This window comes from Pirellulales bacterium (genome assembly GCA_019694435.1).
In the GTDB taxonomy this organism is placed as follows: Bacteria; Planctomycetota; Planctomycetia; order Pirellulales; family JAEUIK01; genus JAIBBZ01.
This window is the reverse complement of sequence record JAIBBZ010000001.1, coordinates 539,635-564,773: the sequence shown is the minus strand read 5'-3', so window position 1 is coordinate 564,773 and position 25,139 is coordinate 539,635. Positions and strand designations below refer to the sequence as shown.

Sequence of the window (25,139 nt, the reverse complement as noted above, 5' to 3'; positions counted from 1 at the left end):
GCGCACAGACAACCCCAGAAGGGGATCATGACGAACCCGTTTGCAGCCGCGGTGCCCGAGTCGCCGGCAGGTGGTACTCAGCCGTCCGTTGTTCGGCGGTAACCTGCCCCAGCGCGGTTTCCAGAAACCGGCTAGCCTCCTGACAGCTTGGTCCCGCAATTCCACGGGTTTGAAGCTGGGTCTGTCCCTCGGGCGAGACAAGGATCTCGATCACGCGCGTCATGCAGCACCTCCGGACAGTTGGATCGTGAGCTTGATCGAGCCATCGGGTAGCCGTTGCTCGACGATGCTGTGCCCATGTCGATGGGCCTCGAGTCGAGCTTTTTCGACGGCGTAAGCTTGCAGGAAGCGATCCAGCTCGCGGCGATCGCCCCAGCCGCCTTCGTAATTGTCGAAGTGCACGCGCCCCTCCTTGAGGTCACAGACAACGGGAAACTTCCAATCGCGGAGCCGCACGGCCAGCCCCGTGACACTGCCACTAAACAGCCGCACGCATTCCTCAGTCGGCTCGGCCAGTTGCAACCGCCGACACGCGGCAGCTACGGCCGCCCGATCGCGGACCTGGGTTTCGATCGTGACGATGTGGGACACGCAGATGCTCCTTTCGTTCGTCTTGTGAGTGTGGGTGTAGAACAAGCGGATCGTCGTCCGCTCTCGGACTGCCGGGCGTAGCGTTGCGCACGGGCAGCGCCATCAGGCAGTGGCGCCCTTAGCGAGGCAGCGCAAGCGCTAACCCTCGGCAAAGAGATATGACGCAATATTTGCGCGAATTTGCGCGGCTTTGCGGAAGCCGAAGAGAGCTCGGCACATGGCCTGACCTGGAGTGACTTCGAGCACCGCGTTAAACGGCCTGAGAGCCCCGTTCACCGCCGTCTGTCGCCTCACTGGCCTCCGCAGCCCTGGAGCGAGCCACGGCTGCCTGACGGGCTGTCTGGAGCTCTGCATGCGCCTGGCGCACGAGCGTCTCAAGCGCGGCGAGTACCTCAGCGAGCTGACCGCGGCCATAGTAGACGCGCCGCACGCGTCCGTCGCGCCGCTCGCTGCGGTAGAAGTAACGTGCCGTTCCTCGCTGCTCGATGGGCATGATGCAGCTCCTGTACTACGGGGACGGTCCCCCGCGTCGACGCGTTGCGCACGCATCATATTTCAGCGCGAACGCCGACCGCATTTTTGAACTAGCCAGCCGCCGATAGCGGGGTATTTTCTACCGGGATGTCAACCGTCGTGAGCACCACTTGCGGTCGTTCATCGCCCGTAAGCTCGGCAAGTTGCTGAGAGCAAAACTCCAGCTCAGCCAGCCATTTACGCATCAACTCCAGCGCCCGCAGCCAGCTGGGGCCACGCTGAATTGACTCGGGCAATGCGGCCAATTGGAGGGCCAAGGCGACCTTGGCCAGCCGTTCAAAAGTGCGGTCGGAGCCAACGGTGTTGCCCCGGTTTTCGCGGTTCAAGCGGCCACCGGCGTCTTCGGCTTCACTCTTGCGACCGCGTTTTTGAACGCCGCGACCGCATTTTTGAACCGCATCGGGGCAACTTAGTGAATCTGCGGCCTCCCCCGAGTCAGCGAAGGTGGTCTCTGCTGCTGCCTCCGAGTGCATCGGCGCGCAGCTTTCGTGGGTTTTTGCGCCGAAGTCCTCGTACCAGAGGCCGGGCCACCGCTGAAAACATTCGATGACTGCCTCTAGGACCTGCGGACCACCCTGGTAGGCCAGCCGAAGCGCCTCCTCGTAAACCGGATCGACGTACCGCTCGCAGTTTCGGCGGCCGAAGATCGCGTGCTCAAGCACCCAATCGGTGGCTTCGAGTCCTGGACGGACATCGTAGAACAACTCGGCAAAGCCCCGGACCGCGTCTACGGATAACTCCAGTCGGCGGGCAATCTCGGCGTCTTGGAGTCCGGCCAACAGACTGGCCTCGAGCATCCAGCGCTGCTCACGCGGACTCTCGGCGAGGCAGCGGGCGCTGTGGATTTCGGGGAATTTTCGAATCACGGTCTGTTGCCGCCGCGCCGTGCCCGCCCGCAACCAAGCCCGCACGTAATCCACGGCGCGAAGCGTGAGTAGATCGTCACGGCGACGACAGGCGTTACGGCCCGCGTGAATCAGGTCGCTGGCTCGCTGCCAACGCCACGCGGGCCCTCGCTGCACAAGTATTTCGTGGTTGGTTGCCATGCTGCGATGAACCAGTCCCGAATGCGGAGCAATGCTGACGGTCAGCACCGCCAGGCGAGTTGTTGCCTTCACCCTCTTTGCCGGTAATCCACTGCACGATCCTGACTCACGATCAGCCGGACCGCTAACGGTTCGGCAAACGTTAGGCCGCGATTGCCACACGCGGCTCATTGTCCGCGTGTCTGACTATTAACGTACCTGCCCCAGCACCCTGACACATCGTGCGTCTTAGTGCGCGTTTTACGACATTGGCAGTGCCAAATTTCGCGCGTTGTGCGTCGCAGAGACGCAGAGAGAATTCGATGTATTCGGGGGCAAAAACCTTCCTCACGGGTCAGAACATGGCGATCGATGTTAATCGCGAAAAACTCCTAACATTCAATGAAGTCGCCGAACAACTTTTCGCCAGCTGGCGCCCGGATGCGGCGACCTGGTTTCGCTGGGCGACCAAGGGCCTCCGTGGCGTGCGCCTCGAAACCGTAAAGGTGGGCGGCAAGGTGCTGACGAGCCGGGAAGCAGTACACCGATTCGTCGCAGCTACCAACGGCACGTGCTCGCTGGCTTCCGCGCCCACGAGCAACCTTGCCAAGCCGAGCCGATCGGCGAACGAAGTGCTGCGCGTTGCCGGTATCGCGGCAGACTACTCAGAAAACGACCGCGATGCGTGCCGAGTTGATCGATGACGCACATGTCGCACTCCAAGCCTCGATCGTCGCAGCGATCCGCCCAAAACGTCGAGATCCGGCGCCAACCGCACTACGCCGAAGTTGCTACGCGGTACCGGCCCCTGATTGAGCCCCTGCTAACGCTGCCGGGGCTCCGACCCACTGTCCAAACGGACGGTTCCCTACGGCTGATCGACGAACCCTTGTCGCTGTGGATTGAAGAAGTACACGACGAGGCTCCGCCCGCCTCCCTCCGCTTCGCCCTAGGTCTCGTATCGCGTGTCGCCGCGCATCTGCGCTGCCTGGGTCACACAGTCACGGTGACTCCGGGATTGCGGTCGCGCAAATGGTTTTTCCAGGCTCGCGACTACCTTAGTGTGCCCAACGTAAATCCGGCCGTTGTCTTTCTATTGGCCCGAATGGCCGAAAGGGGGTCGGGGCAACTCTTGACGCTCCGCGCCGACGACCCAGTTTCGATTGTGTTGCATTCGGCCAGGTACTGGCCACAGGCGCGGATACTCGTCGGCGTGCCGTCTTGGAGGGTGGCTGCAGGCTTCGAACACCGGTTGCGGGCCGCGGGCTGTCCCGCGGTGAGCAGTAACCGCGAGGATCGCAATGAGCAACGGGCTCATGTCCGGGTGGTACCAGGCGTCGAGTTAGAGTGCGTTAACGATACCTATGCCGACATCCTGATCGCTGCCGGCCTCGACGCCGCCTTGTGGTATGCCCAGCGCACGCGCGGCCTGACTGGCGGGCCCATCGGCCGGTTTGCGGCAGTCTCTCGGGCGGCCAAGCTCACCGCACGCGAAGCATTGCTGCTCGAGGCGGCGTTTGGCCCGGTGATCTTTGACGCGGGGGTGGCGTGCTCGGGCAATGCATCGGCTGCCTTCGGACTGCTGCCCGTGCCCGCGGTGCTCGCCGATCGACGGACACTCACGCTCGACGAGAAGCGCGCCGCAATCTGGCACAACACGGAGCGGAACGAGCAGATCCGCGACTTCGTCATGGAGTACCGCCGGTCGTACCGCAGGCCGCTGAGCGCGCGATGGCCCCTCGCCCCCAAACTGCGCGCCACGCTCGAGGGCCTGCGGAGGGCCGATAGCGCGGCGGCAATCATTGTCGAGACCGTCGAGCATGGCCGCATCTTGCAAGAGCTGCTGCCCGACTCTGCCTTGCGGTCTCTCGCGCCCCGAGTTTCGAGCTCAAAAAGTGAACGCGCCTTCACTATCTGTACCCAGCAGTTTGTCGAGCGCCATGGCCTGTCGGCCTCGCTGGTAATCCGGGCAGACGGACCGGGGGCTTGGCCCTGCAGCGACTCGGTGATCAAGGTCCACCGCCGGATCCGGCAGCTGGTGGTCCTCGACGTGCTGGATGTCGGCCCGGACCGCCCTGCGGCCTGGACCAGGATGGATACCCGCCTGAGTGCTTACGTTCGTCAAGGTTGGGAACTCTGCTACTAGATTTAGAAAGGAGCAGCACATGTACGAAAGTCTTGGCCGGCGGCGAGACGCAAATCTGACCGCCGGCGCACGAGCCCGCGCGGACCGACTGTACGGGCATCGACCCGCGCAGTTCCTGCGCCGACACGTGCGTGCTTGTCGGGACGTACAGAAAGTTCCCCAGCGTGACCAGGAGTTCCAGCAGGGGCTCCTGACCACAATCGCCGACCCACGCATGCTGATGGCGGCTTTCGAGTCGCTGACAGCCAAGGGTGGGACGGCACCCGGGCCCGATGGTGTCGAATTCGACACCTTGTCCTCGCACGACGGGTGGATGATCGCCCGCTGTCTCGGTCAAATCATTCTCAACGGTTCCTACCGACCTGGACCGGTTAGACAGCTAGCCATACCCAAACCCGGAAAAGCAGGACAACGAGTTCTCACCATCGATAATGTAGTCGATCGTATCGCCGCGAAGGCGACCCAGTTGACCGTCACGCCACTGATCGACCCGACGTTCGATGAGCGGTGCCACGGCGGCCGACCGGGCCGGGATCGAAACACGGCGCTCTGGCATGCCGAATCGCTGATGCAACAGGAAGGCCGCTACGTCCTCGTGACGGCCGACTTGGAGAAGGCATTCGATAACGTGCCGTGCGGCAGGCTGCCCTCCCTGCTAAGGCAGTACCTGCCGGCCGACGTCATCAACCTGATCGTCAGTTTTCAACGGGGGCGACGGAAGGGCATCGGCCAAGGCTGCCCAATGTCGCCGCTACTGTTGAATGTGTACCTGACGCACGTTTTGGATCGGCGGTGGCGAAGCGATCCCAACCTGCCACCCATGATTCGGAACGCCGACGATCTGCTGTTGGTGTGTCGCGACACACAGGAGGCCTGCACCGCTCTCGAGCGACTGCAGGAGATCCTCGTCCCCACCGGGATGAAACTACGACCGGATGCCACGCAGGAAGCCGACCTGCAAGGCGGGGAAACGATCGACTGGCTAGGGTACAACGTCGGCTGGAGGGAGGGATCCCTTCAGGTGAGCATCCCAGCGACGAGCTGGGAAAAACTCGCCGACGGACTGTCCGAAGCGCACCGTGCGCCGAGGGCAGTTCAGCATGCTCAAAGTACGGTGCGTGGCTGGCTAGAACAGGCAGCCGCGACTTTCCCCACGGTGATGCACAAGGACGTGCTGGCACATGTCCGAGAAATCGCGACACTCCAGGCCTGGGAAGAGATCCCGAGCGATCGAGAACTTCTCAGGAGCTGGCGCACGGCCTACCGGGCGTACCTGCGGCGACGATGGACTTGGGATGTTCTGTACGGCGCCGGCAGCTCCGCTGCCGCATTAGAAAAGTTCGAAGACCGATCTACCGGCCGTGGCGGTTGCCCTGTTTCCGCAGGGCAACCGTCTGCGGCCGGTGCTTTTGACTATCAGGTGTATTGCGACGGCGGCCATCGACGAGGCGATCCGTCGCTGGGCGGATGCGCCTTTGTTGTGCTCGATTTCCAGGGGCGGGTGATCCGCCAGGCCCGCAAGACGTTCCGGGGTGGGTCGGCGCCGTTGGCTGAATTGTTGGCAGCGATCGGCGCCCTGGAAGCCACGCCGCCTGGCTCGCGGATCGAGTTGGTGAGCGACTCACGCTATGTCGTCGATGCGATTCAGGACGCGTTGGCCCATTGGGCGGCCCAACAGTGGCGAGCCGGCCCCCCAGGTCGGTCACGTCGTCTCAAGCATGTGGCCCTGTGGCGGCGTCTCGATGCCTTGATGCAACAGCGCAAGGTGGTTGCCCGCTGGGTACGCGGCCACAGCGGCGACGCTTGGAATGAAGTCTGTGATCAGCTAGTCGAGGACGCCCTCGAGAGATGATCCGGCACGCCGCAGCCACCCCACCGGATCACACCGACTCGCTACCGCTTCGCTCCGGGCGGTGGGCCTTGGCATTCCCACGCGGGGCCCGTACGTGCTGGTTGGCCGGCGGTGCCGCGTGTGGCCGAGGACGTCCGACGTGTGGCACTCAACGACCTACCGAAATGATCGCGTCGGAATGCGGTCGCCGACTGTGAGGCTGGACTAGGAAGCGGACACTGCACGTCCGGCAACTCCCGCGAATGGTGAGACAGTGCTGTTCGTGTCGTGCGCGGACGACGCCGCGCTCTCGTGGGCAGTATTCATCGCCAGATCTGTCGACGCATCGAGCGCTTGCCAGGCCTCAGGCCTCCAACGAGCACCACGGCCTTTTTTAATTTCGATACATGGCTGGAGCTGGTCAGGTAACTTGTCTCGATGTTGGCCTGGCCGCGGCACGTAGGCTGGATCGCCCTTTGCGAGCCACTGTCCATTCCTTTCGATCAGTCTCTTGAGCCAACGGGCCGTATCGGGATTCGAGATCCCGCAAGAGCGACCAAGAAACGCCACGGCGCAATGGTTCCCTGGAGGATCGATATGGACCTGCGGTCCAGCAGCCGCGATTGCTGAGCTGTCCGGTTTAGGGGCGCTCGCCGATGGCTGGCCGGCCGACTGGGGGGAGGAGATTCTGGCGAGTTCTGCTCGCAAAAACTGATCGAGCGTGGTCACGTATTCAGGACAATCGTCCGCGCAGCGCACATCGCCATCTGCGTGTCCTTTGCCATTGGCTGCGTTGTCTTTGCGGTCAACGCAGTCAGCTGGTTCATCGCAGTCATCGATAGAATTGCCCTCTGCTGGGCCAGCACTTTTTGCTGGGACCGGCAAACGGTGCTGCGGCGGCCCGCTCGGAACGGCTCCTGCAACGGAACTGACCCGCTGCCAGAGCGACTGTAATTGCTGCGACCTCTCGTCGATGTTCCATTGCAGCTGGTGAGGCGGCACGTGCAGCTCGCCTGGCTGCCAACGTGGCCAGTACCAATCGTCCTCGGGCAGCTTCGTGGGCTCGCGGGGACGCCACAGGCGGTCCAGTTCTATCCCCAGACAACAGGCAATTTCGAACGGCGGCTCCAGGGTCTGGAGCAGCTCGTCGCACGTCGCCAGGTGCGGGTCCCACTCCGCTCGCATTCGGGCGCAGGACTGCTGGTCAGCCTGCAGAGCACTTGAATACGCTGGGACACTCTGATCGCGCGGTCGCTGGGCGGGTAAGTACTCTTCGCCACAGGCCTGCTCACACGCCCGCAGTCGTTGTTCGATCCGGTCCAAGTGTGCCGGTCGACAAACAAGGCAACAGTGCCGCGCGAGCGTGTCGACCAGCCTGTGGATATAGCGCTCGACCTGATGGGCCGTCCCCAGACGACGCTCGAGATACAACTCGGGCAGGCGCTCGATCAAAAAGCGGACTTGGTTGAGCCGCTTGCCCATTTCGAAGGCCAGCAGGAACTGCGTAGTCGCGGTCCCGGCCAGTCGATCGTCCTGCGATCGTCGCAGCAGCGGATCGAGGCTGGGAGAACTGCTGCAGGCCGGTTCAACAGGTTGGCGAGGCATAATACCGCTCTCCGAATGCGCGGTCCCCAAACGGGACCCGTGGTTAACCGGCCTCGGCCGCAATCTGCTGGGCCTTGAGCCAATCTCGTTCGGCGTAGATCTGGGTGACATCGGCACGACTGTGACCGAGGACGACTTGGGCGCCCTCGAGGCCATACTGCGCACGGATCGCGGTGGCCGCCGCATGCCGCAGTTGATTGGGGCACCAGGGGGGCACACCTGCTTTTTCACATGCACGGCGAATGGCCCGGGCGTAGGTGTGATGTTCGTAGTGGTCGCCGGGCGGACGGCGAGGTCGGGCTTTGCGGCGGTCGCGTTGACTCGGTTGGACTTTCGTCTTCCGTTGCGCTCGCAAGCGGCGCGCCCGCTGCGCGACGGCTTCACGTGGGCTGAAGCAGTAGGCCTCCGGTTCGCGGTCCAAGTAGGGCAATAGGACGGCTTGCGCCCGTGGACCCAGCATAATCTGTCGCCCCCGGCCCCGGTGTTCGGTTTTGTGGCGCGTCGGTCGATAGATCCAGACGGCTCCGTTTCGTTCGACCTCGCCGGGCCGGATCAACAGGGCCTCGCTCGGCCGGCAGCCACAGTACCGCTGGAGCAGGACGATATCGCGGATGACGGCGGGCAGGTGGGGCAGCGTGGCTTGAAACACGTCCTCGGCTACAGGCAGAACGGGCGCCGTTTCCCGTGCAGCGGAGCGGCCCTGCTTGAGTCCGGCCACCGTCGTGAGGGCCTGATGGACGGTCACTGCCACGAGCTCCTCGGCGACGGCCCAGCGGAACATCCGCTTGAGGATGCCGATCCGTTGATTAATCACTCCGCGGGAGATGTCCTGTTCAATCCACCGCTGCTGCAGGGCCTTCAGTCCCCGCGGTGAGAACGTATTGGCCTCGGTCGGGCCATACAGCTGATGCAAAGGCCGCAGGGCGTGTCGCAGATTGTCCAACTCGCCGGTCGGTTCGCCCTGCTTGCGATAGTAGGTCTCGGCGAATTGCCAGTAGGCGGCGATCACGTCGTCGACCGTGACGGCCCGGCTCGCTTCGGCCGTGCGCCGGCCTGCCGCCAGCCATTCGCCGACCGTGCGGTCGTATTTAGCCCGACTGGCAGCCGAGCCATAGGGGCCCAGGTAGACGTCCCGCCCGTTGAGGGTGACCACGGCCTGACCGCTGGCCTTGTGGAGGGCGTATTTGGGAACGCGAGGACCGACATTCGACATCGTGCGCAGCTCCCCCAGTTTGACTCAAAACCGTATCTACGGTTTTTTCGTCCGGGAGTATGCCGCACTGCCGACCGTCGGCAGGTACGCTAACTCTTGCGTTCGGCTGATCTTAGGTTGAGTGGGCGATACAGGGCTCGAACCTGTGACCCCCAGCTTGTCGAGCTGGTGCTCTAGCCAACTGAGCTAATCGCCCGATAGGTGACGTACAAGGCAAGAGGGGAGTCCGCGGGACGGCGGCAGTGCATCCCTATCCCTCTCTTCCCGTCGTCTGACTATGCCCACGCACTTTGACGCGCGGGGGGGCGAAGGTCAAGACCTGGGCCCCCCGGCGCGGCGATCGGGCGATTTGCCGAGAAATCGGACGGACGGCAGCCTCAAGAAACGCCGTTCGCAAGCCCGTGCCGTTCACCCCCGGCGGGCAGACATGCTCGTCTGGCACCGGCCCCTTGCATTCGGACGAGAGCGCCCGGCAGGCAAGCACGCAAAGATCCGTTGCGTGGACAACGTTTTGCTCATTGTTCGTCGCGCCTGATTCGGCGTGCCGGCAACGGCATGGAGCTGCGCCCTTCACGTAGAGTATGGGCGAATCAGCCGGCGGTCGTGGCGCCCCCGATCATGCTTTCCTGCGGTGTCGCAGAGAGTCGAAAGGCAACTGGCGAGTTCGCGAGCGTTGCCGCGGGATTTGCGTCTTAGCTCGGTCCGACTCGCGTGCGGTGCTGCCGCGGCGCCCCAAGAAAATTCTCCGAGGCCTGCCGCACCAGGCGTGCGCCGCAGCTCGCACCACAGCAGTTGCCGCGCCTGGCGCTGGCGGTGCGCGCGGCGACCGTCGTCACGCACGGCATGCTGTCGCGAACCTGGCGCTTGGTGAAGCAGTCCAGAAGGGCAATCTGCGTCCGGCTGCTAGGCGAGCGCCGTGGCGATGCGATACACTCGCCTGACTTGCGGACCGATGCCGGGACCACTGCCATTGTAGGGCAGGGGGGCGACGGCCGTAACCTCTTTCGGTGAAACCTCTTTCCCATGCTTCAGGTCAAGCTTCCCGACGGCAGCGTCCGCGAGTATTCCCGACCGATCACCCCCCTGGAGATTGCCGCCGAAATCGGCGCCGGCCTGGCCAAGGCGACCGTCGCTGCAGCCGTCGATGGCCAAACGGTCAGTCCCCGAGTGCCCCTGCCCGAGAGCGGCCAGGTCGCGTTGCGGCTGCTCACGAAAAAGGACCCCGAGGCCCTGGGCGTGATGCGGCACTCGTGTGCCCACGTGATGGCCCGGGCCGTGATGCGGCTGTTCGAGGGCGTGCAGTTGGCCTTTGGCCCCACGATCGACAACGGCTTTTATTACGACTTCGACCTGCCGCACAAGCTGAGCGAGGCCGACTTCCCGGCGATCGAGGCCGAGATGGCCAAGATCGTCAAGGAAGACGAGGCGTTCGATTGGTTTCTCGAGCCGCGCGAGCGCGCGATCGACCTGATGCGCGACTTGCGCCAGCCGCTCAAGGTCGAGCACATCAGCACGGGCCTGGCCGAGCATCCCACGCTGTCGTTCTATCGCCAGGGCGAGTTCGTCGACCTGTGCCGCGGGCCGCACATCCCCAGCGCCGGCAAGATCGGCGCCTTCAAGCTGCTGTCGGTGGCCGGCGCGTATTGGAAGGGCGATGCCTCGAACCAGCAGTTGCAGCGCGTCTACGCGACCGCGTTCTTCGACAAGGCCGAACTCGACGACTACTTGCACCGGGTCGAAGAGGCCAAGCGCCGCGATCATCGCGTGCTGGGCAAGCAGCTCGAGCTGTTCACCATCAGCCCGTTGGTCGGATCGGGCCTGATCCTCTGGCTGCCGCGCGGGGCGGCCGTGCGCGGGCTGCTTGAGAACTTCATCAAGGACGAGTTGGTGCGCCGCGGCTACGACCCGGTCTACACGCCCAACATCGGTCGGGTCGAGCTCTACCAGATCTCGGGCCATTATCCCTACTACGCCGACAGCCAGTTCCGGCCGATCGAGATGGAGGAGGGCGAGAAGTACCTGCTCAAGCCGATGAACTGCCCGCACCACATCATGATCTACCAGTCGAAGCCGCGCAGCTATCGCGACCTGCCGCTGCGCTTGGCCGAGTTCGGCACGGTGTATCGCTACGAGCAGTCGGGCGAGCTGAACGGCATGACCCGCGTGCGCGGCTTCACGCAGGACGATGCGCACCTGTTCTGCACCGAGGACCAGGTGGCCGACGAGTTCCGCGGCTGCATCGAAATGACGCGCTACGTGCTGCGCAGCCTGGGTCTCGAAGACTATCGCGTGCGGCTGGGCTTTCGCGAACCGGGCAGCGACAAGTACGTCGGCAGTCCCGAGGCCTGGCAACGCGCCGAGGCGGCGCTCGAGTCGGTGTGCCGGTCACTGGACCTGCCGCACCTGTCGATCGAGCCGGGCGAAGCGGCGTTTTATGGTCCGAAGGCCGACTTCGTGGTGACCGACGCGTTGGGCCGCGAATGGCAATTGGGCACCGTGCAGCTCGACTACAACCTGCCCAGCGCCGAGCGGTTCGCGCTCGAATACATCGGGCCCGACAACCACCCGCATCGTCCGGTGATGATTCACCGCGCGCCGTTGGGTTCGCTCGAACGGTTCGTGGGCGTGTTGATCGAGCATTTTGCCGGGGCGTTTCCGTTGTGGCTGGCGCCCGAGCAGATTCGCGTGCTGGTCGTGAGCGAGAAGTTCGTCGACTATGCCCGCCGGGTCGAGGAGCAACTGCGCGCGGCGGGCTTCCGCGTGTCGGGCGACTACCGGCCCGAGAAGATCGGCGGCAAGATTCGAGACGCCCAGTTGAAGCTGATTCCGTACATGTTCGTGATCGGTGCCCGCGAGGAAGAGACGGGCAGCGTGGCGGTGCGCGACCGGATCGACGGCGACCTGGGCGCGATGAGCCTGCCCGACGCGATCGCCCGGCTGCAGGCCGAAGTGACCGAGCGGCGCGTGCGGCAAGTCGTCAAAACGTCCGCCGGCCTGCACGACCGCAGCCGGAAGGACGAGTACTAGGCCGAGCGTGCTCGTAGGGGCCCGCGGTGTGGGCGATGCGTTTTGGTGCTGTGTCTAGGGCACGAGCCGCAAGAAGGACGCATGTTTCATTCACCAAGCGCTGAAGCGCTTCGGTTCCATCGGATCGTAGCCGAAGGCGACCTGCAAGAGCTGAGTACCGCCTTGGAGCACGGTGCCGACGTTGACGCTCCCGGCTACGTTGGCATGACGGCGCTGATGCTGACAGTTGGGTCAAGGGACCTGGAGAAGACAAAGCTGCTGATTCAGCACGGAGCGGACCCAGAACTGGCAGACGACTTCAATGCCACGGCTCTGCGACATGCGGTCGATGCCGATTTTACAGACGGCGTCCGGCTGCTGCTGAGTCTCGGTGTAGACCGCGGACACCATCCCAGGTATCCCCTGAAGAAGATCGATTATCACGAGTCGCTGCTCGAAGAATTGGCGCCCTTTGACCCAAAGGGAGATCTATCGGAAACGGAATGGCGTGAGTCGATCGAACAGAGCAAACAGTCGGCTCGCGACCGCGGCCAGAATCCAACGGTCACGCCGATTATCTCCGATGTTCAGAGCGTCGAGGTTTTAAAGCTGTTCCTGGAGGCGGGGGACGATCTGAATCTGGCACCGAATGAGGTCAAACGGGCGATGCTGGGACTGGAAACCGGGCGCGAGTTGCGCATCGCCCCGAGCGACTATCGAAGGCACAAATCGCCACGCCATGGGAGCCAAAATCCCGAACGCATGGACTTTCCGTTCTGGCAGGAGATGATCCGAACCGGCGTCAATGCCCACTCGGCGCGCGAACAATTCAACGACCACAATCCAAGCGCAGAACCAGGCGCCGTCTGGTGCTACGACCGGTTTGGCTCGTCACTGACACCACTCGACGATGGGCGTTTTGTCCAGATTGCAGGGGAGCACGAGGATTACTACGACCCCGACTTCTTCATTTACAACGATGTTGTGATTCACGACGGCAAGGGCGACTTCCAGATCTACGGTTATCCCCAAGACGTTTTTCCGCCGACCGACTTTCACACTGCCACGCTCTGTCGAGATGGCATCTACATTGTCGGCTGCCTGGGGCACCCGACGCAGAGGCGCTCCGGATATACGCCCGTTTATCGCTTGATGCTCGAATCTTGGCGAATCACGCCGGTCGAAACGGCCGGAGAGATGCCGGGCTGGATCCACGGCCATCGTGCAAGCTATGATCCAGATCGAAATTCAATCCGCATCGTAGGGGGAGAGATTCAGCTCGTCGCTGATGACGAAACACCTCGGCTGGTTCCGAATGAACACGAATTTGAGCTCGACCTTACTCGATTGCAGTGGCGCCTGATGGCATAACTGCCGGCTCGTCACGAATCGCTCGCGACGACACCCAACGACCTTCCGCCGGCGCATACAAGTTCGAAAGTGCGGCTTTGCCCGCGATTCCTTTTTGTGACCCGGTCAAGAACGCCGACAGGCCCATTTAGCGATACAGAACACGATCGCGGAAAACAGGATTACCGAGATGCCTGCGCTTCGTTCTTTTGCTGCCACGGTCGCCCACAACACTCCGAATGAAAGCGTCAATATCGCGACCAGCAACAGGAGGACGCACACGCATCCAAACGGACGAGCGCCATGTGGGTCCATCAACACCTGCACCGAATGCGACAAAGCGTGCTTCCAAAACACCAGGAACACGCTTCGCTGTTGACTCGCCGCTGATCTCAGCCGCTCGCTGCTCGGCGTGCGCCGCGCATCCAGATGTGCGCGGTGCTGGCGCTTCGGTATCGTCCCACGAAGTTCACGCAGCCGCAACGGTTCTTCTGTCTGGCAACTGTGGAGCCCTTGCAATTCGACGACCAAAAGCTGCCAGCCGTACGAAGCGCTACCGCGCGTGACGGCACAAACTCGTCGAACCAGAGGCCGGACGCCTATCGGTGTGCCTCGCCGCTTCTGCTCGTGACACACGCCGCTCGGACGATCGCACTTCTCAAGCGGGTCTTTGGCGCGGTCGACTCGCGGCGAGTTCCCGATATGAATGGCCAAGGCCGTCATGCCGCGACGCGGCGGGATATTCGGTCATCATGTTATCCGCCGCACTTGCCCAGTGGCCCACGATTGCGACATCTGTGCCGGTTTACGTGACCGATCGCATACGACTTATCACGCTCCGCCAGGCTCGCGCGCCGTGTCAGTGCAAGCACGCAACCAGAAGGATGACTTCGAATTGCCTGCCGTGGTCGACACCCTTGTAGCACAACGTGGTGGATCGTGGTGCAGGTGGAGTAGAATTGAACCGACGGAACAGACAGATCAAGAAGCTAGCCGAACCCCTGTCCCGGCAGATCACATTCGTTAGACAAGGCAAGAACTGTGAAAGCGCATGAGTTCCTGGTCGAGCACTACAAACTTTCGCTCGGGTACCTCGAAGGGCAGTTCAATCGCCTCTGGCAACGATTTCAGTTCTTTCTCACGGTGCAATTGGCCCTTTTCGCGGGCTTTGGCTGGTGCTTACTTGAACAACACAACGTGTCGTGTGCTGTCGCTGTATGTGGCTTGGGGGTGTTGGTATCTCTTGTCTGGTATCTGTTTGCTGCACAGGATCGATACCTTGCAGAGTCGTATCGCGCTCGTGTAAAGGCTGCGGCGCGAAGAATCGCGACAAGAGGTACACGAAAGTTTGCGTTTATGAAAACCGCTTACGTCGGCAAGAAGGTTGTTTCATGCGTGCGACCGCTTCAACTGACGCAGAATTCCCAGCCCGCGATTGACAGCCCAGCGAAGTGGATAACCTCCTGGTATTGTGATTGCATTAGCATCACACGCCTTCCCGTCTGGATCGCATTAGTCATGTTCGTGGTTTGGATAGTAGCTGCCGGGGTGGCGGTTCAAGTTGGAGGTGACCATCCGGTATTCCGGCTGATTTGAGTGCGGAAACGGACGAAGTAGTCCACCACCGAAAGCAGATTCAGGGGCGGAACTGGCTTCGTGCGGCGACAATTACGCATCGCCACCCGGCACGGATTGAACAACTCGGAAGAGTCTCGACGACTTTTTAGCGGAACACATCATCGATTGCGTAGTGTTCGTCGCTCGACCGTTACGGCCATGGATGAAGCTTGGCCGTAAGCGCCGCCGAACTCGAGCAGCCACCCACCGGTCTTGACGACGAACGCAGAAATGGCTCGGCAGACGTCCCGGCAAAGAACCGCGCACGCCTCAGCGCAGATGCCCCTCGGCGGCGGCGGTGGTGACCGGTGCGCCGTCGACTCGATAGAGCGAATAGGCCCGTAGTTGCCGGCCGAACAGGGTGACGCGTTCGACGTGCAGAGCGGACGTTTGCGGTTGGGCCGAGACCGAGAATTGCGGCGGCGCACTCGATCGGATCGGGAAGCGGTGCGCCGCGTGCGCTTCGATGTCGCCCGGGTGCGTTTGATCGAGGAGGCCTTCGGCGGCGATCCAGTCGACCATCCGCGCGGCGGCGGTGCCTTGCTCGACCGAGTACCACGAACCGACGGCGCTCAGGCCGGCGAACATGACGACCGTGGCCCAGGCGAGCCGCTGCTTGCCGCGGAACCGCAGCTCGGGAAACGCCGCCACCAGGTAGAACAACAGCAGCGGCAGGCAGATCAACAGGTAGCGCTGCGCGGGCCGCGACAGGCTCGACACCAGCAGATAGGGCACCACCGCGGCCAACAGCAGCAGGCTCAGCTCGTCGCGCTCGCGCCAGGCCCGCGCCGCAATATCGCCAAACAACGCCAGGGCCAGGACCAGGCAACCGCCGCGCAACAACGGGAACGCCCACGAGGGCAACAGGTAGTCGAACCCGCCGAAGCGCATCTCGCCCAGGTTGGCGTCCTCGAGCACGCTGCCCAGGGCATAGGCTAAGACCAGGCCGGCGACCGCCAGCGCGATGGCCCGAGTGCGCGAGCCGCCGGCGAGCCAGGCGACGATGGGCCGCACGTTGAGCAAGCCGGGCAGCATCGCCAGGTACGACAGGTAGAGCGCCAACACGGTCCAGAACTGGCGCGCATAGCCGACTGGGTTGTGCATCGACTTGAAGCGGTCGCCCAGCAACAGCACGTCGAACCGCTGGTGCAGCCAGACGAAATACAGCCCCAGCACGGCAGCCGGTAGCAGCGTATAGCACGCCAGATAGGCGACCCGGCTGCGGAGCGAACCCCCTTGGCGCAACACCAGGAGCACAAATGCGCAACCGATCAACAACACGTTGAACTTGACGATCGCCGCGAGCGCGAAACAGGTGCCCGCCAGCAGGTGAAAGCGCGCATCGAGCCGGGCCCGACAGCACCAGGCGATCGCGAGGCAAGCCAGCCCTGCCGGCAAGATGTCGGCCGTACCGCGGCCGGTGTAGATCCACACCAAGGGGCAAAGCATCGTCACGGCGGCCCAGAGATGAAACTGACCCAGGGCCCCGGGCCGCAACAGGCGGAACCATTCGCGTCCGGCCGCGAGCAGGGCCACGCCGCCGGCGAGCGACAGCAGGCGCAGCGACCAATCGGCCGCCGGCAACTGCAACGCCCGGCACAGCCCGGCCGACAAGAGCGAGTAGCCCAACGGGTTGGCCTGGTAGGCGAAATAGCGCGTCGCGCCGTCGGCATACTGCGGATCGAGCAGGCTGCGCGTGCCTTCGAGAAAGGCGAACTCGAGATTGACCGGCGGGGCCGCCAGCAGCGCCGCATGCGGGATCACGACCACGGCGCACCACAGCCAGAACGAGCGCGTCAGTGCCGCCTCGCCAGTCCGGGGTGCCACGCCCTGCAGCGACCGATCGTGCATCGGCGGAGTCGCCTTTTCGTTCGCGCGTCGGCGCCGCGCCCCGGGGCGAGAGCAAGCTGTCGTGCCCCGCGAAACCTGGCCGGTCGCGCAGACTTTGCCGCTCGATGTTTATCGACCAGGACCGGCCGGGAACTTTGTCGGCCGTTTCGAGAGAAAACCGGGCGGCTAGCGTTGCAGGCAGGGGCGCGCCGCGCACCGGCCGGAAATTGCGTCTAGAATCGTGTGCCGGCGCGGGGACCTCCGCGACGTCATGCTGGCGGTCGGTCTGCTTCCCCGTTGTTCTGGCCCTGGATGTTGTGGATATGAATCGCTGCGTCGCCTGCTGTTTGCTGCTCGCTGGCCTGGTCCCGTCGGTTGCCGGCGCCCAGGATTACAAAATCGGCCGCGCGTCGGCCGACATCTCGCTGCCCGTCTGGGGCATTCAGATGCTCGGCTACGTCCATCCCAAGCAGGTCGGCGAGGGCGTCCGGCAAAAGCTCTATGCCCGGGCCTTTGCGGTCAGCGATCTCGAGGACCGGACGCGGCTGGCGTATGTCACGTGCGACCTGGCCTTCGTCACGCACACCTTGAAGCTCGCCGTGCTCGAGCGCGTCGGCGAAAAGCTCGGCGACCGTTACGGGCAGGCCAACCTGATCCTGGCCGGCACGCACACGCACGGCGCGCCGGGCGGGTATCACCATCACCTGTCGATCAGCGTGCTGGGCGGCGACTTCTTCCCGCAGGCCTTCGACGCCCTGGTCGACGGCATTTCCGAAGCCATCATCGCTGCCGACGCCGACTTGGCGCCGGGGAGGATCCTGCTGGCGCAGGGCGAAGTGAACAACGGCAACGCCAACCGCTCGGCCGTGGCCTATCGCAACAACCCGGCGGAAGAACGGGCCCAGTATGACGAACCGGTCGACACGACGATGACGCTATTGAAGTTCGTGCGCGACGACGGGGCGATCGGCCTGTTGAACTGGTTCGCCGTGCATCCGACGAGCATGGACTTCCACTACAAGTTGTCGACGAGCGACAACAAAGGCTACGCGGCCGACTTCTGCGAGCGCAAGCTGGCCGGCGCGCCCCAGCAGGGCCCATTCGTCGCGGCGTTTGCCAACACGAACTGCGGCGATGCCACGCCGAACTTGAACCTCGACGCGACCGGGCCGGGCCGCACGATCGTCGAGAGTTGCACGATCATGGGGGGCCGCCAGGCCGACACGGCATTGCAACTGTTCGCCGCGGCCGAGCAGCCGCTGAGCGGGCCGATCGAGATTCGCCACGGCTTCGTCAACTTGTCGAAGCTCGAGGTGTCCGAAGAGTTCACCCACGACGGCCAGCGGCGCACCTGTCCTTCGGCCTGGGGCTATGCGTTCGCAGCCGGGTCCGAGGCCGAAGGCGGCGGCCACCCGCTGTTCAAGGAAGGCATGACCAAGACCGAGCCCGCGATCGACGCGCTCATCAAAATCGTCCTGCCGCAGGTGAAAGCGACGCCCGAGTTTCTCGAGTGCCAGAAGCCCAAGGCGGTGCTCATCGCCAGCGGTCTGGCGAAACCGCCGATGCACGAGCAGATCGTGCCGCTGGCCGTCGTGCGCTTGGGCCAGTTGGCGTTCGTCGTCGGGCCCGCGGAATACACCACGATGAGCGGGCGGCGGTTTCGCGCCGCCGTCGGCCGGGAGTTGGGCATCGAGCCGAAAATGGTCGTCGTGGCCGGCTATTCCAACGACTTTGCCGGCTATGTAACGACCTGGCACGAATATCAACTGCAGCAATACGAGGGCGGCCATACGCTGTTCGGCCCCTGGACCGAGGCGGGCTATCGCCAGGAGTTCGTGCGTCTGGCCCGGGCCCTGCGCAGCGGCCAACCGGTCGAATCGTCGGAACAGCCCACCGACATGCGCACGCTGCTGAAGCGCGCAACTAAGCTCGACGGTCCCGACGAGCGGCAGCCTGCCGATGCGCAATTCGGCGACGTCGTCGGCGAACTGCGTAAGAAATATGCCCCGGGCGAGCCCGTCGCGGCCACTTTCTGGACCGGCCTGCCGGTGAACGATTACGACCGGCACGACGAGTTCCTGGCCGTCGAGCGGCTGGTTCAGGCGCCGGACAAATGGGAAGTCGTCCGCCGCGACCACGATTGGGACACCACGGCCCAATGGCAGCGCATCTCGCCCGAGGCCGCCAAGAAACCGGCCGGCCCCCAGCGCGGGGCGCTCCTCGAACTGGCGCCGCCGCGCTACTCGACTTCGCCCGACCCGTTCCAGGTGACCATTACCTGGGAGACCGCGCCCGATGCGCCCACAGGCACTTACCGGCTGGTCCACTACGGACGGTACAAGTCGTCGGGCTCGGTACAACGGTTCACGGCGCATTCACCGCCGTTCGAGTTGGCGCCGTAAGGCCGCTGACCGCTTCGTCGCTCACCACGACGCGATTCAGTATCTCGCAGCCGCGAGACGTTGCGCGGGCAATTTCCTGCGCGCGCTGCTTACGGTAATAGCTGCTTACCTCGCCGTCGAGGATGATCAACCCTTCGGCAGCGCGGCAGGCGAGCCGGCGGATCTGCGCGTCGCCCGACAGACTCCAGGCGTTGCGGATCGCGGTTTCCAGGGCCACATCCCGGTCGCTCAGGCGCGGCCCAACGGCATCCACTGCTTTGCGGGCATCTTTGGCGATCATGGCGTCGCCTCGCTTTCGGGATGGTGTTTTTCGCCCCACGAGGGAAAACGCGGCAAGTTCCGTGCCTCGAAACCTACAATCGCGCCAATGCGGCTTTTCGGTTCGGCCCGAGGTACCCGTGGGCGAATTCGCGCCCCTTCCTGACACGGAAGTGAGCAACTGGCTGATTCGTACGGCGCGCGTCGCCAGGAGCCGGCAACCGGGTCGCGTCCGGGGCGAGGCGTTTCGTTGACAGGCTCGATTGTCCGGCCAAGAATGGCCCCCTGCAGCCGCGTGGGGACCAACTCGGGGCGGTGGCCGCGCATGGAAGGTGCGCGGCAGGAAGATGTTGCGCTCATTGAGCCGAAGGAGCCCACATGGCCCAAGCACTGTTTCTGGACGAGGCCGAAGCGGCCCGCCTGCGCAGCGAACACTACAACGCCGAGGTCGTCGGTCTGCGCAAGGTGCACAGCGACCTGTGGGTCTACCGTGTGCGACCCGACGCGCCGCTGGGCAATTTTCACGCCGGTCAATACACCTCGCTGGGCCTCGGACATTGGGAGCCGCGCGCGCCGGGCACCCAGCCCGAGGAGCTGTCCGAGGAGCAGTATCGCAAGGTCGTCAAACGGGCCTATTCGATTTCGTGCCCGATCCTCGACGAAACGGGCGGGATCGTCCGCGTCGATGAAGGCCCCGAGCTGGAGTTCTACATCACGCTGGTGCGCAGCACCGACAAGGACCCGCCGGCGTTGACGCCGCGACTGTTCCTGCTCGATGTCGGCTCGCGGTTGTGGATCGGACGCAAGGTGACGGGCCACTACACGCTGGCCCCGGTAAAGCCGGACGACGATGTGATCTTCATCGCCACCGGTACCGGCGAGGCGCCCCACAACGCGATGCTGGCTGAATTGCTCGCGCGCGGGCATCGCGGCCGGCTGGTTTCGATCGTCTGCGTCCGCACCCGAGCCGATCTGGGCTACGTCGACACCCATCGCCGGCTGGAAGAGCGATTCGACCAGTATCAGTTTTTGTCGCTGACCACGCGCGAGCCGGAGAATCTCGATCCCAGCGTGCCGCACTATGTCGGCAAGATCTACCTGCAAGATTACGTCGCCAAGGGCCAGTTCGAACGCGAGACGGGTCTGAAGCTCGACCCGGCGCGGACCCATGTGTTCCTGTGCGGCAACCCGTCGATGATCGGGCTACCCCAAAAAGTGACCGGCGCCGGCGGCGAGGCTGAACTCAAGTATCCCGCGACGCGGGGCATGGTCGAGGTGCTCGCCGAGCGCGGCTTCGTGCTCGACAGCCGCGGCGTGGTCGGACAGATTCATTACGAAGAGTATTGGTGAACGAGGCAATCGATGCAGCGACGAATGGCAACTGTGGCGTTGACGGTCGTTTGGGGTGTGTTCGTAGCGGCCAGTGCCCGGGCCGAGAACTGGCCGCAATGGCGCGGGCCGCACAACAACGGCATTAGCGCCGAGACGGGACTGCCGACCACCTGGAGCAAGACCGAGGGCGTCGTCTGGCGGCTCGAGCTGCCGGGCTCGGCCGGTTCGACGCCGGCCATCTGGAACGACCGCGTCTTCCTGACCAGCGCTACCGAAGATGGCACGCTGGTCTTGATCGCCGCCGACACCTCGGGCAAAGAGCTCTGGCGCAAGTCGCTCGGTGGCGGTAACGAGACCGTCCGCGGCGACGAAGGCAACTACGCCTCGCCGTCGCCGTCGACCGACGGGAAACACGTCTGGGCCATGGTCGGAACCGGCGTGCTGGCCTGCTACGACTTTGCCGGCCAGGAAGTGTGGCACGTCGATCTGCAGCAGCGCTACGGCAAGTTCAACATCCAATTCGGCATGGCCTCGACCCCGGTGCTCGACGGGAACCGTCTGTACGTGCAATTGCTGCACACCGGCGGGCAGATCGTCGCGGCGCTCGACGCCGCCTCGGGCGACGAGCTGTGGCGCATCGACCGGAAGACCGATGCCCGGGCCGAATGCGAGCATTCGTACGCGTCTCCCATCCTGTATCGCGACCGCCAGCGCGAATATCTGTTGACGCACGGGGCCGACTACATCGTCGCGCATCGGCTCGACAACGGGCAGGAGCTGTGGCGCTGCGGCGGGCTGAACCCGTTGGGCAAATACAACCCGACCTTGCGGTTCGTGGCCTCGCCCGTGGCAGCCGACGGCCTGGTCGTCGTCCCCACCGCCAAGAACGGCCCGGTGCTCGGGCTGGACCCGTCGGCCCAAGGCGACGTGACCGACTCGACCGAGGCCCACCGCTGGGTCCGGGCCGAGAACACGCCCGACGTACCGTCGCCGCTCGTCCACGGCGGGCTGGTTTATCTGTGCCGTGAGAACGGCGTGCTGATCTGCATGGATGCCCAAACCGGCAAGGAACAGTACGAGCAACGGGCACACTCCGACCGTTACCGCGCCTCGCCTGTATTTGCCGACGGCAAGATCTATCTCACCTCGCGCGACGGCACGGTGAGCGTCGTCCGGGCAGGCCGGAAATTCGAGCTGCTGGCCACGAATAAGATGGAAGAAGACCTCTCTGCGTCGCCGGCCATTTCCGGCGGTCGAATCTATCTCCGCACCTTCGCCGCGTTGTATGCCATCGGCGCCCGATAGCGCCGGCCACGGGCACGGTTCGCGCCGCGCGCTCGACGCGCTGGTGCTCGTGCTGGCCTTGTTTCTCACGCTGCCCTGGGAGGCCTATTCCCCGGGCCAGCGCGTGTCGACCTATCGTTTGCTCGACCGCTCGTGGGAATGTGGCGTCGTGCGGATGTGGGGCGAAGGGCGGCTCGCCGGGCGCGACCTGGCGTTTCCTTATGGTCCGTTGTATCCGTGGATTCATTCCTGCGGCGGCCTGCTCGCCCAGGCCGACGCGGCCACGATTCTGCGCTGGCACCAGGTGCCACAGACGGTGCTGTCGATCGCGTGCGTCTGGTGGGTGTTCGGATTGGCCGGCGTGCGCGGCACCGCGCGGCGCGTGCTGTTTGGCGCCTGGGTCGTGCTCGTGGCTGCGCCGCTCGAGTACGAAGCCGTCTCGCTCAAGCCGGTTTTGGCGCTGGCCGTCGTTGGCGGCGGCGCGGCCGCGCTCGAGCGTGCGCTCTGCCACGGCGGCGACGCCCGGCGGCTGGCCGCGATCGTCGCCACCTGGGCCCCGCTGTCCCCTTTGGCGGCGCTCTACTCGTTCGATCTGGGCGTGTTCGCCGCGGCGGGGCTGGCGCTCGTGGCCGTCGGCGTGCTGATCGTCGATCCGCGCCGACGACAAGTGGTTCTCCCGGTGTCGACGGCGCTGTTCGCTTTGGCCGTCGGCGCGGCGGCATTTTTTGCCCTGTTCCAGGCCCTGCCACGATGGCGACACTACCTGGGTGAAACCTGGGAATTGGCCTCGTTGTACGGCACCACGATGGCCGAGCCCGCCTCGGACGGCGAGCTGGGGCTGATCGCCTTGATCGTCGTCGGCAGCGCGGCGGCCCTGATCGCGGCACTCGCGATGTGGCGCGGCGCGGCAGCCAGGGCCCCGGGCGTGCTGGTGCTGGCGGGCCTGGCGGCGTTGAGCCTGGTGATGGTGCGCTATGCGATCACGCGTAGCGATTTTCTGCACTTCTATCGCGCGCTGGTGCCGGGCGTGCTGCTGGTCGGCTGTTTGTGGCCGGGCCATCTCGGGTGCCAGGGGGTGCACGGACCCGGTGCCCGGCTGGCTACGCGCGTCTTGCCGCTCGTGGGCCTGGCGCCCTTTGCACTGCTGCAGACGACGTGGATCACCTGGCAATTGCGACTGGCCGCATTGAGTGCGCTGGCGCTGGCACCGGCGAAGATCGACTATCGCGACGATGCGCTGCAAAGGGCCGTTGCCGAAGTCCGTGCGCTGCCCGAGACGTCGATCGCCGTGTGGCCCTATGGCGCGCTCATCGGTCAGTTGGCCGGCAAGTCGAATCCCCTGTACACCGTCCAAGCCGCGGACCTGGCGGTGGGCCCACTGGAAGAGCGCACGCTCGAGCGGCTCGCGCCGACCGAACCGCCGGTACTCGTGTACCGTTCGGCCTTGCGGATCGGTTCGGTCGCCGGGTATGCCCGCAATCCACGGCTGTTTCGTCATTGGCTCGAAGATTACGAGCTGGCAGCTCCGCTGCACGATGCGTTCGCGGTGCTGCGCCGTCGCGCCGACGGCGCCGGTCGTCTGCAAGCCGTCGAGTTGCCGCTGCCGCCGGGCGGAGCGCGTTTCGAGCCCCGGCCTGACATCGTGCTGCGGTTGTCCCTCGATGGGAGCGACGTCCGTGCCTCGGAATTGATCGCCCTGGAGTTGCGCGTCGTGCCGCGCCATGCCTGGGGCGGCAAGCCGGGGCGGTTGATCGCCGTGCTCGTGATTTCCGACGGGCGACAGGTGGCGTTTCCGCTGTTGATCGTGCCCGATGGGCAGCCCCAGCCGGCGCTAGTCTCGGCGCTCGACGTGGATGATGCCATGTTTTTGTCGGCCTTTGGTCCCCGCCCTTGGCGCTCGACCGAAGGCGTGCGAGAGTTGCTGCTCGTGTGGCAGCCGCTCGATCGCCTGTCGCAGCGGCCGCGCGAAATCGTCATCGACGCGTGGAGCGTGCTGCGCCGAAGCGACGGCGAACCGCTCGAGACGCCGCTGGCCGACCAGAACGACCCGCGCGCGCTGCAGGCCGCGTTCGGACCGTTCGCGCCGGCGGCCGGCGCGCTTCCCGCTGTTCCCTGACACCCCGAGAGGTTCATCGCCATGCATCGGCCGCTTGGTCTCGCTCTTTCGCTGGCAATCGTTGGCGCGGCCACGTGGCCGGCTACGGCCGACGACTGCCCGTTCGCGGCGCACAACGCGTACCCCTGGCGGCTCTATCCCAAGGGACGCTTCGAGGCGGCACTGCAAGCCAAACTGAAACACGTCGAGCTCGACATCTCCTACGACCCTGATCGCAATGCCGTCGTCGTCACGCACGATGCCAAGCCCGTGGGCAACGAACCGCTGCTGGCAGGCATGTTTCAGCAACTGATCGAGGGGTTCAGCGCAGCGGGCGAGTCGGGCCAGACGATTATCCTCGATTTCAAGATTTCCTCGCCGGAGATCGTGGCCGGCGTCGCCGCGCTGCTGCCGCCGCACGCCGCCGTGCTCTCGAAGCTGGCCAAGCAACCGGGCGCGGCGTTTCGCGAAGGTCCGATCACGGTCTGTTTCACCGGCAATACGGCCGCACATCGTTTGTACGAGGCGAGCATCAACCCGGGCGGCGACTATCTCGCCTTTGGCGACGGCGGCGCGGGCGGCTGGCTGGAAAACGCCGCCGAGCACGTCCTGCCCGAACCGGCGGGCTTCGTCCGCTTTCTGACCTACGAGCAATCGGTGTTTCTCGACGCGCCGCGTGCCCGCGCGCCAGAACATCTTTCGGTCGAACGGATGAAGGCCGTGATCGAGGCCGCGAATGCCCGCGGCTATCGGGTACGCATCTACACGCTCAACCCACCGCGCAAAGACGGCCAGCTCGATCGGCAGGGCTGGGAAAAGTGCGTCGCGGCGGGCGTGCACATGATCGCCACCGACGCGTACGACGACGCCCGCCAGTGGTGGGAATCGCGGCGCGCGAACCCGCAATAGGCGGCGAAATCTCGCGAAACTCCGCGGGCACGGACAATTGCGTGGGTTTGCCGGGCGGTCCACAATAGGGCCATGTGCCGTCAACCCGGGAAGGCGGCTGCGCCATGAGTG

Annotated in this window: 18 protein-coding genes and 1 tRNA gene; 11 read left to right on the top strand and 8 right to left on the bottom strand. The window is 64.5% G+C overall.

Annotated features, from left to right (window positions below; translation table 11 throughout):
- Positions 1–25: 25 nt before the first annotated feature.
- The 3 genes from K1X74_02200 to K1X74_02190 all read right to left on the bottom strand — a co-directional run bounded on the left by K1X74_02200 (position 26) and on the right by K1X74_02190 (position 2,219).
- Entirely contained in the window at positions 26–223 is a 198-nt protein-coding gene (locus K1X74_02200) for a DUF2997 domain-containing protein (protein ID MBX7165138.1), read from the bottom strand.
- The gene (locus tag K1X74_02195) at positions 220–591 is read right to left on the bottom strand and encodes a DUF1257 domain-containing protein (GenBank protein MBX7165137.1); all 372 of its coding nucleotides are present in this window, start codon (positions 589–591) and stop codon (positions 220–222) included. The genes K1X74_02200 and K1X74_02195 overlap by 4 nt, the downstream gene beginning before the upstream one ends.
- A gap of 584 nt (positions 592–1,175) precedes the next feature.
- Positions 1,176–2,219, bottom strand: coding sequence for a hypothetical protein (locus K1X74_02190; GenBank protein MBX7165136.1), 1,044 nt, complete (start codon positions 2,217–2,219; stop codon positions 1,176–1,178).
- 293 nt (positions 2,220–2,512) lie between these two features.
- Here K1X74_02190 and K1X74_02185 point away from each other — a divergent pair, with 293 nt between their 5' ends.
- The 3 genes from K1X74_02185 (at position 2,513) to K1X74_02175 (ending at position 6,148) form a co-directional block, all read left to right on the top strand.
- Positions 2,513–2,854 (top strand): DUF1580 domain-containing protein, encoded by a 342-nt coding sequence (locus tag K1X74_02185; protein ID MBX7165135.1) that lies wholly within the window; start codon positions 2,513–2,515, stop codon positions 2,852–2,854.
- Between the two features lie 572 nt (positions 2,855–3,426).
- Complete coding sequence (locus tag K1X74_02180; protein MBX7165134.1) at positions 3,427–4,296, top strand: hypothetical protein; 870 nt, start codon at positions 3,427–3,429, stop codon at positions 4,294–4,296.
- Positions 4,297–4,315: 19 nt separating this feature from the next.
- Positions 4,316–6,148 carry a hypothetical protein gene (locus tag K1X74_02175; protein MBX7165133.1) on the top strand — a complete coding sequence of 611 codons (1,833 nt, stop codon included), beginning with the start codon at positions 4,316–4,318 and terminating at the stop codon, positions 6,146–6,148.
- Between the two features lie 204 nt (positions 6,149–6,352).
- Here the strand turns inward: K1X74_02175 and K1X74_02170 are convergent, their stop codons facing one another.
- The 3 genes from K1X74_02170 to K1X74_02160 form a co-directional block, all read right to left on the bottom strand.
- A complete protein-coding gene (locus K1X74_02170; GenBank protein MBX7165132.1) occupies positions 6,353–7,732 on the bottom strand; it encodes a hypothetical protein in 1,380 nt (459 codons plus the stop codon).
- Between the two features lie 43 nt (positions 7,733–7,775).
- Entirely contained in the window at positions 7,776–8,945 is a 1,170-nt protein-coding gene (locus tag K1X74_02165) for a site-specific integrase (GenBank protein MBX7165131.1), read from the bottom strand.
- Between the two features lie 122 nt (positions 8,946–9,067).
- Positions 9,068–9,141, bottom strand: a tRNA-Val gene (locus K1X74_02160).
- Between the two features lie 827 nt (positions 9,142–9,968).
- Between K1X74_02160 and thrS the strand changes: the two genes are divergently transcribed.
- The 3 genes from thrS (at position 9,969) to K1X74_02145 (ending at position 14,897) form a co-directional block, all read left to right on the top strand.
- Complete coding sequence (gene thrS / locus K1X74_02155; GenBank protein ID MBX7165130.1) at positions 9,969–11,972, top strand: threonine--tRNA ligase; 2,004 nt, start codon at positions 9,969–9,971, stop codon at positions 11,970–11,972.
- Positions 11,973–12,053: 81 nt separating this feature from the next.
- Entirely contained in the window at positions 12,054–13,322 is a 1,269-nt protein-coding gene (locus K1X74_02150; protein MBX7165129.1) for an ankyrin repeat domain-containing protein, read from the top strand.
- Positions 13,323–14,342: 1,020 nt separating this feature from the next.
- Complete coding sequence (locus K1X74_02145) at positions 14,343–14,897, top strand: hypothetical protein (GenBank protein MBX7165128.1); 555 nt, start codon at positions 14,343–14,345, stop codon at positions 14,895–14,897.
- A gap of 291 nt (positions 14,898–15,188) precedes the next feature.
- Here the strand turns inward: K1X74_02145 and K1X74_02140 are convergent, their stop codons facing one another.
- Positions 15,189–16,769, bottom strand: a complete 1,581-nt coding sequence (locus tag K1X74_02140; protein ID MBX7165127.1) for a hypothetical protein — start codon at positions 16,767–16,769, stop codon at positions 15,189–15,191.
- 302 nt (positions 16,770–17,071) lie between these two features.
- Between K1X74_02140 and K1X74_02135 the strand changes: the two genes are divergently transcribed.
- Positions 17,072–19,150, top strand: a complete 2,079-nt coding sequence (locus tag K1X74_02135) for a neutral/alkaline ceramidase (GenBank protein MBX7165126.1) — start codon at positions 17,072–17,074, stop codon at positions 19,148–19,150.
- Here K1X74_02135 and K1X74_02130 read toward each other — a convergent pair.
- Complete coding sequence (locus K1X74_02130) at positions 19,113–19,430, bottom strand: hypothetical protein (protein ID MBX7165125.1); 318 nt, start codon at positions 19,428–19,430, stop codon at positions 19,113–19,115. The two genes, K1X74_02135 and K1X74_02130, sit on opposite strands and share 38 nt — an antisense overlap.
- Before the next feature lie 356 nt (positions 19,431–19,786).
- Between K1X74_02130 and K1X74_02125 the strand changes: the two genes are divergently transcribed.
- From K1X74_02125 to K1X74_02110, 4 genes are read left to right on the top strand one after another with little or no spacing between them, the layout of a single operon-like run.
- Positions 19,787–20,758 (top strand): ferredoxin--NADP reductase, encoded by a 972-nt coding sequence (locus K1X74_02125; protein MBX7165124.1) that lies wholly within the window; start codon positions 19,787–19,789, stop codon positions 20,756–20,758.
- A gap of 24 nt (positions 20,759–20,782) precedes the next feature.
- Positions 20,783–22,045 carry a PQQ-binding-like beta-propeller repeat protein gene (locus K1X74_02120; protein ID MBX7165123.1) on the top strand — a complete coding sequence of 421 codons (1,263 nt, stop codon included), beginning with the start codon at positions 20,783–20,785 and terminating at the stop codon, positions 22,043–22,045.
- Positions 22,026–24,140 carry a hypothetical protein gene (locus K1X74_02115; GenBank protein ID MBX7165122.1) on the top strand — a complete coding sequence of 705 codons (2,115 nt, stop codon included), beginning with the start codon at positions 22,026–22,028 and terminating at the stop codon, positions 24,138–24,140. Before K1X74_02120 ends, K1X74_02115 begins: the two co-directional genes overlap by 20 nt.
- Before the next feature lie 21 nt (positions 24,141–24,161).
- The gene (locus tag K1X74_02110; protein MBX7165121.1) at positions 24,162–25,028 is read left to right on the top strand and encodes a hypothetical protein; all 867 of its coding nucleotides are present in this window, start codon (positions 24,162–24,164) and stop codon (positions 25,026–25,028) included.
- Positions 25,029–25,139 lie beyond the last annotated feature (111 nt).